13 protein-coding genes are annotated in these 12,499 nt (G+C 68.6%); 8 read left to right on the top strand and 5 right to left on the bottom strand.

Going from position 1 to position 12,499, the window contains the following annotated elements; all coding sequences use genetic code 11:
- Positions 1–9 precede the first annotated feature (9 nt).
- The 5 genes from AC5W7N_RS24190 to AC5W7N_RS24170 all read left to right on the top strand — a co-directional run bounded on the left by AC5W7N_RS24190 (position 10) and on the right by AC5W7N_RS24170 (position 5,601).
- Positions 10–1,311 (top strand): PucR family transcriptional regulator, encoded by a 1,302-nt coding sequence (locus AC5W7N_RS24190; RefSeq protein WP_375139400.1) that lies wholly within the window; start codon positions 10–12, stop codon positions 1,309–1,311.
- Between the two features lie 128 nt (positions 1,312–1,439).
- Positions 1,440–2,354, top strand: coding sequence for an ACP S-malonyltransferase (locus AC5W7N_RS24185; RefSeq protein WP_163814151.1), 915 nt, complete (start codon positions 1,440–1,442; stop codon positions 2,352–2,354).
- Between the two features lie 126 nt (positions 2,355–2,480).
- Complete coding sequence (gene acpM / locus AC5W7N_RS24180; RefSeq protein ID WP_014349925.1) at positions 2,481–2,783, top strand: meromycolate extension acyl carrier protein AcpM; 303 nt, start codon at positions 2,481–2,483, stop codon at positions 2,781–2,783.
- Positions 2,784–2,793: 10 nt separating this feature from the next.
- Positions 2,794–4,044: a KasA/KasB family beta-ketoacyl-ACP synthase gene (locus AC5W7N_RS24175; protein WP_163814152.1), complete on the top strand. Its 1,251-nt coding sequence runs from the start codon at positions 2,794–2,796 to the stop codon at positions 4,042–4,044.
- A 123-nt stretch (positions 4,045–4,167) separates the two neighbouring features.
- Positions 4,168–5,601, top strand: coding sequence for an acyl-CoA carboxylase subunit beta (locus tag AC5W7N_RS24170; RefSeq protein WP_163814153.1), 1,434 nt, complete (start codon positions 4,168–4,170; stop codon positions 5,599–5,601).
- 135 nt (positions 5,602–5,736) lie between these two features.
- Here AC5W7N_RS24170 and AC5W7N_RS24165 read toward each other — a convergent pair whose 3' ends face one another.
- The 3 genes from AC5W7N_RS24165 to AC5W7N_RS24155 all read right to left on the bottom strand — a co-directional run bounded on the left by AC5W7N_RS24165 (position 5,737) and on the right by AC5W7N_RS24155 (position 7,319).
- Positions 5,737–6,360 carry a TetR/AcrR family transcriptional regulator gene (locus AC5W7N_RS24165; protein ID WP_163814154.1) on the bottom strand — a complete coding sequence of 208 codons (624 nt, stop codon included), beginning with the start codon at positions 6,358–6,360 and terminating at the stop codon, positions 5,737–5,739.
- Between the two features lie 92 nt (positions 6,361–6,452).
- Positions 6,453–6,617 carry a hypothetical protein gene (locus tag AC5W7N_RS24160; protein WP_218586424.1) on the bottom strand — a complete coding sequence of 55 codons (165 nt, stop codon included), beginning with the start codon at positions 6,615–6,617 and terminating at the stop codon, positions 6,453–6,455.
- Positions 6,618–6,803: 186 nt separating this feature from the next.
- Complete coding sequence (locus AC5W7N_RS24155; protein WP_195007254.1) at positions 6,804–7,319, bottom strand: gamma carbonic anhydrase family protein; 516 nt, start codon at positions 7,317–7,319, stop codon at positions 6,804–6,806.
- Between the two features lie 258 nt (positions 7,320–7,577).
- Between AC5W7N_RS24155 and ald the strand changes: the two genes are divergently transcribed.
- A complete protein-coding gene (ald, locus tag AC5W7N_RS24150) occupies positions 7,578–8,693 on the top strand; it encodes an alanine dehydrogenase (protein WP_194990564.1) in 1,116 nt (371 codons plus the stop codon).
- 22 nt (positions 8,694–8,715) lie between these two features.
- On the opposite strand, the gene sigJ is transcribed toward ald, so the two are convergent.
- Positions 8,716–9,675: an RNA polymerase sigma factor SigJ gene (gene sigJ, locus AC5W7N_RS24145; RefSeq protein WP_194990563.1), complete on the bottom strand. Its 960-nt coding sequence runs from the start codon at positions 9,673–9,675 to the stop codon at positions 8,716–8,718.
- A gap of 274 nt (positions 9,676–9,949) precedes the next feature.
- On the opposite strand from sigJ, the gene AC5W7N_RS24140 reads away from it, so the two are divergent.
- A complete protein-coding gene (locus AC5W7N_RS24140; protein WP_194990562.1) occupies positions 9,950–10,873 on the top strand; it encodes a cobalamin biosynthesis protein in 924 nt (307 codons plus the stop codon).
- Between the two features lie 87 nt (positions 10,874–10,960).
- Here the strand turns inward: AC5W7N_RS24140 and AC5W7N_RS24135 are convergent, their stop codons facing one another.
- The gene (locus AC5W7N_RS24135) at positions 10,961–11,551 is read right to left on the bottom strand and encodes a TetR/AcrR family transcriptional regulator (RefSeq protein ID WP_163814159.1); all 591 of its coding nucleotides are present in this window, start codon (positions 11,549–11,551) and stop codon (positions 10,961–10,963) included.
- A 106-nt stretch (positions 11,552–11,657) separates the two neighbouring features.
- Between AC5W7N_RS24135 and AC5W7N_RS24130 the strand changes: the two genes are divergently transcribed.
- Positions 11,658–12,479 (top strand): SDR family NAD(P)-dependent oxidoreductase, encoded by an 822-nt coding sequence (locus AC5W7N_RS24130; protein ID WP_195021150.1) that lies wholly within the window; start codon positions 11,658–11,660, stop codon positions 12,477–12,479.
- The last annotated feature ends 20 nt before the right edge of the window (positions 12,480–12,499 follow it).

Genomic DNA, 12,499 nt, shown 5'->3' with positions numbered 1-12,499 from the left:
CCGCGACGGATCTCCGACGGCTCCTCCGAGCACGAGGTGTATCTGCCGACCGGCGCGCTCTCACCGAACCGGCAGACCCGCGACCCGCTCCCGGACACGCTGCTCAAACGCGTGAAGCAGTTCTCGGGGCGGCTGTCCACCGAGGCTGTCGGGTCGATGCAGGACAGGTTGCCGTTCTTCGCCGATCTGGACGCCGCGCAGCGGGCCGGCGTCCAGATGCTGGTGCAGACCGCGGTGGTGAACTTCCTGGAGTGGTTGCAGGATCCCGACAGCGATATCCGGTTCAGCCTGGACGCCTTCCAGGTGATTCCGCAGGATCTGGCGCGACGGTTGACGTTGCGCCAGACCGTGGACATGGTCCGGGTGGCCATGGAGTTCTTCGAACAGTGGCTGCCCGCGCTGGCGCGCAACGACCGGCAGCTGGTGGCGCTCACCGAGGCGGTGCTGCGATACGGGCGTGAGCTCGGTTTCGCGGCCGCCTCGGTGTATGCCAGCGCCGCCGAATCCCGTGGCGCCTGGGATACCCGGTTGGAGGCGCTGGTCGTCGACGCCGTGGTGCGTGGCGACACCGGCCCGGACATGCTGTCGCGGGCCGCCACGCTCAACTGGGACGCCACCGCGCCCGCCACCGTGCTCGTCGGGACCCCGCCACGGGATCAGGGCGTCTCGGTGGTCGGTGGGGTGCACACCATCGCCGCCAGGCACGGACGCGCCGCGCTGGCGGTGGTGCAGGGTTCACGGTTGGTGATGGTGGTCAGCGGGCATCTCGACGACACCGCCCAGGTGTCGTCGTTCCTGTCGGATCTGTTGAACGAGGTGTTCTCCGACGGTCCGGTGGTGATCGGACCGACCACGCGCACTTTGGGCGCCGCGCATGCCAGCGCACTGGAGGCACTGGCCGGTATGGAGGCGGTGATCGGCTGGCGAGGCGCCCCGCGGCCGGTGCACGCCTCGGAATTGCTACCCGAACGGGCGTTGCTGGGGGACCGAGCTGCGATCGAGGCGCTGAACGAGTATCTTGTCCTTCCGTTGGCCGCGGCCGGATCGGCGTTGGCGGACACTCTCGATGCCTACTTGGATTGCGGTGGAGCGGTCGAGACGTGTGCCCGTCAGCTGTACGTCCATCCAAATACCGTTCGCTACCGCCTCAAACGAATCGGTGAGATCACCGGGCGTGATCCGCTCAATCCGCGGGATGCGTACGTGCTCCGGATTGCCGCCACAGTAGGTCGTTTGACACGAACTCGTAACGAATCGTCCACTCCAGTATCTGAGGCCACTTACGTCTCGACCGACGGAGATGGGCTGTAACGCGATCGACGGCTGCGTCGATCCGGGCGAGCCACGTGGCGTTTTGTGGAGTTCACACAAAACGGGTCCGCAAGCTTCATTCGCGTCGACATCTCCCGAGAGCCGCCTCACAGTGTTCTCTTAGAGATGTGATCGCGTTGTTCGCCCCTGGACAGGGCTCCCAGACACCCGGCATGCTCGCGCCTTGGCTCGACCTCCCCGGCGCGCATGACCGTCTCGCGCTGTGGTCGAAGGCCTCCGGTCTGGACCTGGTTCGTCTCGGCACCACCGCGACGGCCGAAGAGATCACCGACACCGCGGTCACCCAGCCGCTGGTCGTCGCTGCCGCGCTGCTCGCTTTCGCCGAAATCGACACCGAAACGCTTCCGGCCGATACCATCGTCGCCGGACACTCGGTCGGCGAACTCGCCGCCGCCGCCGTCGCCGGAGTCATCTCCGCCGACGACGCGGTCACCCTGGCCGCCATCCGCGGTGCGGAAATGGCCAAGGCGTGCGCGCTCGAACCGACCGGAATGTCCGCCGTGCTCGGTGGCGACGAAGCCGCCGTGCTCGAACGGCTCGCGGAACTCGACCTCGTCCCGGCCAACCGCAACGCGGTCGGCCAGATCGTGGCCGCGGGCGCCCTGGACGCTCTCGCCGAGCTCGCCGCGAACCCACCGGAAAAGGCCCGGGTTCGCGCGCTGCCCGTCGCGGGCGCGTTCCACACCGCGTACATGGCTCCGGCCCAGGACGCGGTCACCGCAGCTGTGGCAAAGATCGCGCCCAACGAGCCGACCCGGACCTTGCTGTCGAACTTCGACGGTAAGCCGGTCGCCTCGGGTCAGGACGCGGTCGATAAGCTCGCCGCGCAGGTCACCCGGCCCGTCCGGTGGGACCTGTGCACCGAAACGGTCCGGCAGGCCGGCGTTTCGGCGGTGGTGGAACTGCCGCCGGCGGGCACCCTCGTCGGAATTGCCAAACGGGAACTGAAGGGCACGCCGACGCTTGCGCTGAAGACCCCCGCTGACCTCCCCACCTTGGCCGAGCTCACCGGCTCCGGCTAGCTTTCCACCCGCGATCGTGCTTCGAAGATGAGGCCCGGTCGTGACCGAGTTGGCGTAACTTTCCGCCCGCTCGATCCGAAGAAAAACAGTGAAGCCCTACACAGTAACAAGAAGGGAGCCACCAAAGTGGCCGCTCTGACCCAGGAACAAATCGTCGAGGAACTCGGCAAGATCATCGAAGAGGTGACCGGTATCGAGCCCTCCGAGGTGACGATCGAGAAGTCCTTCGTCGATGACCTGGACATCGACTCGCTGTCCATGGTCGAGATCGCGGTGCAGACCGAGGACAAGTACGGCGTGAAGATCCCGGACGAGGATCTGGCCAGCCTGAAGACGGTCGGCGACGCCGTCTCCTACATCCAGAAGCTCGAGGCGGAGAACGCTGACGCCGCCGCGGAGCTCAAGGCCAAGTTCGACAACGCCGAGTAGGGCCGACACCGTGACCACTCCTTCCACCTTGAACGGGAACTTCCCCAACGTCGTCGTAACGAGCCTGGCGGCGACCACGTCGATCGCGGGCGACGTCGATGCGACGTGGAAGGGACTCCTCAACGGCGAGAGCGGCATCGACGTTCTCGAGGATTCCTTCGTCGAGGAATACGACCTTCCGGTCCGCATCGGCGGTCACCTGAAGGTTTCGCCGGACACCCTGCTCAGCCGGGTCGAGATCCGGCGGATGGCCTACGTCGAGCGGCTCGCGACCGTGCTCGGTCGCGAGGTATGGCGCAACGCGGGCAGCCCCGAGGTCGATCCCGACCGGCTGGGTGTGGCCATCGGCACCGGGCTCGGTGGCGGTGACGCACTCATCGATTCGGTGGACAAGCTGAAGAACGGCGGCTATCGCAAGATCTCGCCGCTGGCTGTTCAGATGGTCATGCCGAATGGCCCGTCGGCCGTTGTCGGTCTCGAGCTGAAGGCCAGGGCGGGAGTGGTCACTCCGGTCTCGGCGTGCTCGTCGGGTTCGGAAGCCATCGCCAACGCGTGGCGGATGATCGCCATGGGCGATGCCGACATCGTCGTCACCGGTGGTGTCGAGGGCTACATCGACTCGGTGCCGATCGCCGCGTTCTCCATGATGCGTGCGATGAGCACCCGCAACGACGATCCGAAGGGCGCCTCGCGTCCGTTCGACAAGGATCGCGACGGGTTCGTCTTCGGTGAGGCCGGTGCGCTGATGGTCATCGAGACCGAGGAGCACGCCAAGGCACGTGGGGCCACCATCCACGCCCGCCTGCTCGGCGCAGGCATCACCTCCGACGGCTTCCACCTGGTCGCGCCCGATCCCGAGGGCACCGGCGCCGCGCGCGCCATGACCAGGGCGATGCAGACCGCGGGTCTGTCCGCCAAGGACATCACCCACATCAACGCCCACGCGACTGCCACCCCGATCGGTGACACCGCGGAGGCGAAGGCGATCAACAAGGCCGTGGGCAACCACGCCTCGGTGTACGCGCCCAAATCAGCACTCGGTCACTCGATCGGCGCCGTCGGCGCCCTCGAGTCGGTGCTCACCGTGCTCAGCATCCGGGACGGCATCGTTCCGCCGACGCTGAACCTGGAGAACCAGGATCCCGAGATCGACCTCGATGTGGTGAAGGGCGAAGCCCGCCGCCAGGAGATCGAGTACGCGATCAACAACTCCTTCGGATTCGGTGGGCACAATGTCGCGCTCGCCTTCGGCCGGGCCTGATCCGAGACCCGTCCGACTGATCGACGAACCCGGTGGGGGTTGGCCAACTGAATGGCTCGACCCCCGCCGGGCCCTCGACCTTCGCAGCTGCTAGCGCGGCCACCATCATTGAGGAGAGACGCGATGACAATCTTGGCACCCGCGTATCAGCAGGACACCGCCACAGATCCGCGTGATCCGCTGGGCAGGCTCCAGCGTTTCTTCGATCCAGGAACCATTCTTCCCCTCCATCCGCGCGACAAGTCCGGCGTGCTGGCGGCGATCGGTGAGGTCGACGGTGTGCGCACCGTCGCCTACTGCTCGGATGCCACCGTCATGGGTGGCGCGATGGGTGTCGAGGGCTGCAAGCACATCGTCGACGCGATCGACACCGCCATCGACTCCGGTATTCCGGTGGTCGGTCTGTGGCATTCCGGTGGCGCCCGGCTGGCCGAGGGTGTCGAGGCCCTGCACGCGGTCGGCCTGGTGTTCGAGGCCATGGTCCGCGCCTCCGGTCTGGTGCCGCAGATCTCGGTGGTGCTCGGTTTCGCCGCGGGCGGCGCCGCCTACGGTCCGGCGCTGACCGACATCGTGATCATGGCGCCGGAGGGCCGCGTCTTCGTAACCGGCCCGGACGTGGTGCGCAGCGTCACCGGCGAGCAGGTCGACATGGCCACCCTCGGTGGCCCGGAGACCCACGGCAAGAAATCCGGCGTCACCCATATCGTCGCCGATGACGAGGCCGATGCCATGCACCGCGCCCGCCGGCTGGTGTCGATGTTCGCCGAGCAGGGCGAATTCGATCTGGTCGCCGCCGAGCACGGCAATGTGGATCTCAAGGCGATGCTGCCGGAGTCGGCCAAGCGCGCCTACGACGTCAAGCCGCTGGTGCACGAGCTGCTCGACAATGTCGACGGCGAGTCCAGCTTCGAGGAATTGCAGGGCGGCTACGCGCGCTCGATGGTGACCGGTCTCGGTCGGCTGGGCGGGCGCACGGTCGGTGTGCTGGCCAACAACCCGTTGCGGCTGGGCGGATGCCTGAACTCCGAGAGCGCCGAGAAGGCCGCGCGGTTCGTGCGGCTGTGCGATGCGTTCGGTATCCCGCTGGTCGTCATCACCGACGTGCCCGGTTACCTGCCCGGCGTGAGCCAGGAATGGGAAGGCGTGGTGCGGCGTGGTGCGAAGCTGCTGCACGCGTTCGCCGAGGCTCGGGTCCCGCGCGTCACGCTGGTCACCCGCAAGATCTACGGCGGCGCCTACATCGCGATGAATGCCCGCTCGCTCGGCGCTACCGCGGTGTACGCCTGGCCCGGGTCCGAGGTGGCCGTGATGGGCGCCAAGGCCGCGGTCGGCATCCTGCACAAGAAAGCGCTGGCTGCCGCGCCCGAGGAAGAGCGGGAGGCGCTGCACGAACGTCTCACCGCCGAACACGAGGCCATCGCGGGCGGCGTGGAGCGCGCCATCGCCATCGGCGTGGTGGATGAGGTGATCGACCCGGCCAAGACCCGCAGCGTCATCGCGGCGGCGCTGGCGTCGGCGCCCGCGCGCAAGAGCCACCACAAGAACATTCCACTGTGATCGGCTGAGATCGATTCGGTAGGCGACGAACAGGCCTCGGGCATCCCGGGGCCTGTTCGCGTTGTGCGGGCAAAGTATTCGATGCTGCCGTTGCCGGTGCACGTTGCCGGTGTCTGTTCGATCCCGGCCGGCGCGCTAGCGGCTCGGGCGGACGCCGACCATCGGCAGCAGGGTGCGGCGGGAGAATTCGCGGGCGGCGTCCTCGTCGTCGAGGGGGATGAGCCCGTCCGGGGTCAGCGCCAGCGACTGGGCCAGCCGGGCCATGATCTCGGCGACCAGGTCGGCGTCGAAATCGGCGGCTGCCTCGGCATCGCGCAGTTCGCGCAGCTTCGCGGCCAGATAGGTGCGGCCGACCGCGAGCACCGGACCCGCGTCGGTGGTGAGCCGGGGCAGGATCAACTCCGGTTCCGTGCGCAGAAGCCTGCGCAGCAGTTCATTGCCCGCGATGGCGGCGATGAACGCGACGAAGATCTCCACCAGCTGGTTCTCGGTGCCCGCCACGGTGCGCACCCTGGCATCGATATCGGCGACGAATCGTTGTGCCTCACGCACACTCACCGCCTCGACCAGATCGTTCTTCGATTCGAAACGGCGATAGAGGGTGGCGGGACTGATCCCGGCGCGGCGGGCGATCTCGCCCATGCTGGTGCGCTTGATCCCGAAATCCAGGAACGCCGACAGCGCGCTTTCCAGCAGCGCTTCGCTGTCGGCAGCCGGCTTGTCGAGGATGCGCTGCAGGATGGGCGGGACGGTCGGCATCGAGTCTCCACGGGGACGGCGCACGGCATCACGGCCGTCGCGGCGGTGCGTTCGTTGCCCGCAATTATGCGCCGAGCTCGGCGCCGCGTAGTTCAGTGCCGCGGCAGATCGAATTCGGCCATTTCCTTTTCGATCGCGTTGGCCGCGAAATCCACCCCACTGGAACGTAATTCGTGCACGCGGCGCTGGAGCGCCTCGATACCGCCGGGTTGGGCCGCGATATCGGCCACACTGATCCGCCCCTTAGGCCGGTGCATACTGGACTGCTTGTACGCCACGGACTTACCTCCTGCTCGACAGCGCGCCGCGCCATGGGGCTTACCGGAACACCGTGGACCGAACCGATGATCGGCCGGGGCGGGTGGAGTAGCCCGATAGAGTGGGCGCACTGCCGAAAATGCTAGCAGCGGATCCTACTGGACGCTTGATCAGTGTGGCGGGTATCACAGCACTTTTGCGTTGCGATGTGTGCCGCTGTGATGCAAGTAGGCGAGCGCATTCAGGCGAATGCCATTCTGCTGATCTTCGGTGAGCTCACGGCGCACTTTGCCGGGTACGCCGGCGACCAGGGAACCCGGCGGAATCTGCGCGCCCTCGGGGATCAGCGCGTTGGCCGCGATCAGGCTGCCCGCCCCGATGACCGCGCCGTTGAGCACGGTGGCGCCCATGCCGATCAGCACATCGTCTTCGACCGTGCACCCGTGCAGGATCGCGTTGTGCCCCACCGAGACTCCGGTGCCCACCACCACCGGGAAACCGGGGTCGGTGTGCACGGCGCAGCCGTCCTGGATATTGCTGCGCGCGCCGATGGTGATCTGCTCGCCGTCACCGCGCAGCACGGCGTTGTACCAGATGCTCGCTTCGGCGGCGATGTGCACGCGGCCGATCAGCGTGGCGTTCACCGCGATGAAGGCGGTCGCGTCGACCTCAGGGGCGATCCCGTCGATTTCAATCCTCATGCCGAGCAACTTATCGGGTCGCCCGCGGAGGCCGGTGCCCGGAACAGGGCGCGGCGGGAACCCCGGGGTCATGAGGCGATCGCAGCGGGGAGTCCATGCCCGGGTGAACGGTTCCGGGTGTAGGCGCGGCGGTGCTCCGGGCTCATCATCTGGGCGCCATGATCAGAATCGGGGCCGAGCGGGGCATGGTTGCGGGCAGGTTGCGACATCAGGCCCGGGTTCATGGCACGCCGGGTCCATCTGGGCCACGATGGCGGTATGAGGATCGGTGTGCCGGGGGAGGTCAAGGAGCAGGAGTTCCGGGTGGCCCTCACGCCTGCGGGCGCCGCGGACCTCGTCGGGCGTGGGCATGAGGTAGCGGTGCAGGCCGGGGCGGGCGCGGGCTCGGGATTTCCCGATGCCGATTACGTCGCGGCCGGGGCGCGCATGGTGCCCGACGCGGATGCGGTGTGGGCGTCGGCGGAGCTGGTGCTGAAGGTGAAGGAGCCGATCGCGCAGGAATATCACCGGCTGCGTGACGGGCAGGTGCTGTTCACCTATCTGCATCTGGCGGCGTCGCGCGAGTGTACCGACGCGATCTTGCGCTCGGGGACCACCGCGATCGCCTACGAGACCGTGCGCGCACCCGACGGCACCCTGCCGCTGCTTGCGCCGATGAGTGAGGTCGCGGGCAAGCTGGCCACCCAGGTCGGCGCCTACCACCTGATGGCCCCGCTGGGCGGTGCGGGCGTGTTGCTGGGTGGTGTGCCGGGGGTCCGTCCGGCCGATGTGGTGGTGCTCGGCGGCGGGGTCGCCGGCACCAACGCGGCCACCGTCGCGGCCGGGATGGGTGCGCGGGTGAGCGTTCTCGACACCAACCTGAACCGGCTGCGGGCACTGGACGACCGGTTCGGTGGACGGCTGACGACCATCGCCTCCAATGCCGCCGAAGTCGAACGGGCCGTGCTCGCCGCCGATCTGGTGATCGGTTCGGTGCTGGTGCCGGGGGCGCGAGCGCCGAAACTGGTCTCGCGCGAGCTGGTCGCGGGCCTGCGGCCGGGCTCGGTCCTGGTCGACGTCGCCATCGACCAGGGCGGCTGCTTTGCCGGTTCACATCCGACCACGCACGCGAATCCCACCTTCCGCGTGGCGAACTCGCTCTACTACTGCGTGGCGAATATGCCGGGCGCGGTTCCGCACACCGCGACCGTCGCCCTCACCAACGCCACACTGCCCTATATCCGGGCCATCGCCGCCGACGGCTGGCAGGCCGCCTGCGCTGCCGACCCGGGGCTGGCCCACGGGCTCACCGCGGACGCCGGGCGCCTGCTGTCGCCGGAAGTGGCGGCGGCGCACGGGTATTCGACGGTCCGGCGGGTCGGGCTCGCGGGTTGAGTAACGGAGGCAGATCGGCCCGTCAGTCCGTGGCCGACCGATCACTGTCCGATTCGTTGAGGAACCACGGCTCGCCGGAGTCCGGGATGTCGTGCAGCTTGTCCGGGTTGCGGACGACGTCGATCGCGGTGATGCGGCCGGCGTCGACGGTGAAGGAGAAGACGCCGGTGTGCGTTCCGTCGAACACCACCAGCCCGGGACGGCCGTTGACCAGCACCTTGCGCCCCCACGAGCGCGCCGACGGCGAGCTGTACCAGCCGAGCAGCAATTTGGCGATGAGTTCGGCGCCGGTGACGGGCTTGCGCACGGCGGGAACCTTGCCGCCGCCGTCGGCGGTCAGGGTGACACCGGTGTCCAGCACCCCGAGCAGGGCACTCATATCGCCGGACCGCCAGGCGAGGGCGAACGCGGACACCACTTTTTCGTGTTCGTCCGGTGAGGCCGGGAATCGCGGGGTGCCGTCTTCGACGCGTTTGCGGGCGCGGGAGGCGAGCTGACGCACCGCCGCGGGGGTGCGGCCGACCACCTCGGCGACCTCGGGTCCGGACATGCCGAACACATCCTGGAGGACGAACGCGGTGCGTTCGGCCGGGGACAGCGATTCGAGCACCACCAGCAAAGCCATCGTGACGCGCTCGTCCTGGCTGATCTTGTCCGCCGGGTCGTCCCAGTCCACCACCGTCGGCTCCGGCAGCCATTCGCCGACGTACTGCTCCCGACGCACCCGTGCCGACCCCAGGTAGTCGAGTGCCAGGCGGCCGGTCACGGTGCTCAACCAGGCCCGCAGATTCTCGATCTCGCCGACGTCACCCGCTTCGTGCTGACGCTGCAACCGCAGCCACGCCTCCTGCACCACGTCCTCGGCGTCGGTGAGGCTGCCGAGCGTGCTGTAGGCGAGTCTGCGCAGATAGGGGCGATGTTCCTCGAAACGCCGGGCCAGCTCGGCCTGATCGATGCGTTCGCCACGGTCGTCGGTATGCACTGCGCTTCGCCATCCTCGTCGTGCGGCCCGGGACCGGGCGGTATCGGATCGTGTCGCCGAGATGACGACGCGGGGCGGTCGAGTGTGACATTCCAGCCGCCCCATCGACCAACAGCGTTCGGCGAGCGTCGATTCTTCCCGGACGCGATGCCGATCTACGCGTCACCGCCCCGGAGCGGGAAGCGACGGGTTACGGCGCTCGACCCCGGCGACGCAGCCGCGTCCGACGTGACCTCGGCGCGTCGGCGGCGTTCGCGCTGGATAGTGTCGCGGGGTGGGTAGGGCAACATCGAGGGCGGCGGGGCTGCTGCTCGGATTCGCGTTGGACCGGGTGTTCGGTGATCCGCGGCGCGGGCATCCGGTGGCCGGGTTCGGTTCGGCGGCGCTGGCGTTGGAATCGGTGACCTACGCGGATCGGCGGACGGCCGGGGTGATGCACGAGGCCGTGCTCGTCGGCGCGGTGACCGGGGCCGGGGTGGCGGTGGCGCGCGGGGGAGCCGTCGCGACGGCGCTGGCGACGTGGACGGTGCTCGGCGGGCACAGCCTGGCGCGCGCCGGGCGGCAGATGGCCGAACGGCTCGAGTCCGGTGATATCGAGGGCGCGCGGGCGCTGCTGCCGTCGCTGTGCGGGCGCGATCCCGAAGCGCTTGACGCCGATGGGCTTGCCCGCGCGGCCCTGGAATCGATCGCGGAGAACACCTCCGACGCGACTGTCGCGCCGTTGTTCTGGGGTGCGGTGGCCGGAGTGCCCGGACTTCTCGGTTACCGGGCTGTCAACACTCTCGATGCGATGATCGGCTACCGCAACGATCGCTACCAGCGCTTCGGTTGGGCCGCTGCCCGCACCGACGACATCGCGAATCTCGCCCCCGCCCGGCTCACCGGCCTGCTCACCGTGGTGCTCGCGCCGCTGGCCGGCGGGCGGCCCGCGCAGGCCTGGCGGGCGTGGCGCCGGGATGCGGCTGGTCACCCCAGCCCGAACGCGGGCGTGGTCGAAGCGTCCATGGCGGGCGCGCTCGGCATCCGCCTCGGCGGGATCACGCAGTACCGGCACGGCATCGAGCAGCGACCCGTCCTCGGCGACGGTGCGCCGCCCACTGTGCCCGATCTGCGTCGGGCGGTGCGGATGTCCGAGGCGGTGCAGCTCGCCGCGGTCGCCGTACTCGCTGGTGTATCGGTGATCCGCTTGCGGCGCTGAATGCGTGCCCCTGGTCGCGAATCGGGCCGGCGCCCTGGACCGTCGCCGCGGGGCCTGCCAGATGGAATGCGACCGGACGTGGCGAGTTCAGGGTGCGAAGGCGCGCAGGGTGAGGTCGACGAGGGAGTCGGCGTATTCGCGGGTCAGTGGCCCGGTGCGGAGCAGCCAGCGCTGGAACAGCGGGGCATAGAGCACCTCCAGCACCAGGTCGAGGTCGGCGTCGGCGGCGAGCTGCCCGGCATCCTGAGCGCTGCGTAAGCGCGCCTTCTTCGCTTCGTCGACGGGGCGGGCCAGCTTGTCGCGGTACAGCTCGGCCAGGCTCGGGTCGTTGATGATCTCGGAATTGAGCGCCCGGATCGGTTTCTCGAAGGCCGGGTCGGCGAATTCGGCGACGGTCGCGCGCATCACCTGGCGTAGGTCGGCGCGGAGGTCGCCGGTGTCGGGAAGGGTCATGTCGTTATCGGTTCCTTCGCTGAGCGCGAGGAAGGAATCGAAGATCACCGCGCCCTTGGACGGCCACCACCGGTAGATCGTCTGTTTGCCGACGCCCGCGCGCGCCGCGATGGCCTCGATGGACGTCTTCGCGTAGCCGACCTCGTCGATGAGCTCGCGGGTGGCGGCCAGGATCGCCTGCCGGGAGCGTTCGCTACGCCGGGAATTCTTCTCGGACTCGGGCATGCGCACAGATTAGCACCGAGACGGAACGGTCCGTCTTGACAAAACTCTGACCGTCCTCCACTCTTATCGAGACGAGACGGACCGTCTCGAACGGAAGGAGGGCGATATGACGACCGCCACAGTGTGGTTCATCACCGGTGCTTCACGAGGCCTCGGCAGGGCGTTCGCCGAGGCGGCCCTGGCCGCGGGAGACCGGGTGGTCGCCGCGGCCCGCACGATCGGGCCACTCGACGATCTGGTCGAGAAGTACCCGGGCGATCTGGTGCCGATCTCGCTCGATGTCTCCGATCGCGCCGCGGTCTTCGACGGGGTCGAGCGCGCCGTGGCGGCATTCGGCCGGCTCGACGTCGTGGTCAACAATGCGGGCGGAATGCTGTACGGGATGGTGGAGGAGGCCACTGAGGAGCAGATCCGGGACCACCTGGACGTGAACTTCTTCGGCGCCGTCTGGGTATCGCAGGCGGTGGTTCCGCATCTGCGCGCGCAGGGCGGCGGCCGGATCCTGCAGATCACCTCCATGGGCAGTGTGGGCGGCTTCGCCTCCGTCGGCTTCTATGGTGCGGGCAAGGTCGCAGTGGATGCGGTCAGCGCCGCGCTGGCGATGGAGGTCGAGCAATTCGGTATCGAGGTCACCATCGTCGAGATGGGCGGCTACTCCACCGGCCTGTTCACCGCGGGCACCACCGCCACCGAGCCGGCGCCGCAGTACGAAACCCTGCGCGCCGAACTGGCCGAGATGTGGGGCGAGGATGCGGGACCGGAGCCGAGCACGGCGGCACCGGTGATCCTGGAACTGGCGTATATGGCCGACCCGCCGCGGCGGATCATCGTGGGCGGAAAATCCTTCGACCAGGTTCTGGAGTTGGAATCGGCCAGGATGCAGGGCTATCGGGAGTGGGAGCAGCTCAGCCGGATGGCGCCCGGCTGAGCGTGCGGCCGCGAGCTGCT

Source organism: Nocardia sp. CDC519 (genome assembly GCF_059509835.1).
This window is presented reverse-complemented; position numbering and strand designations above follow the sequence as displayed.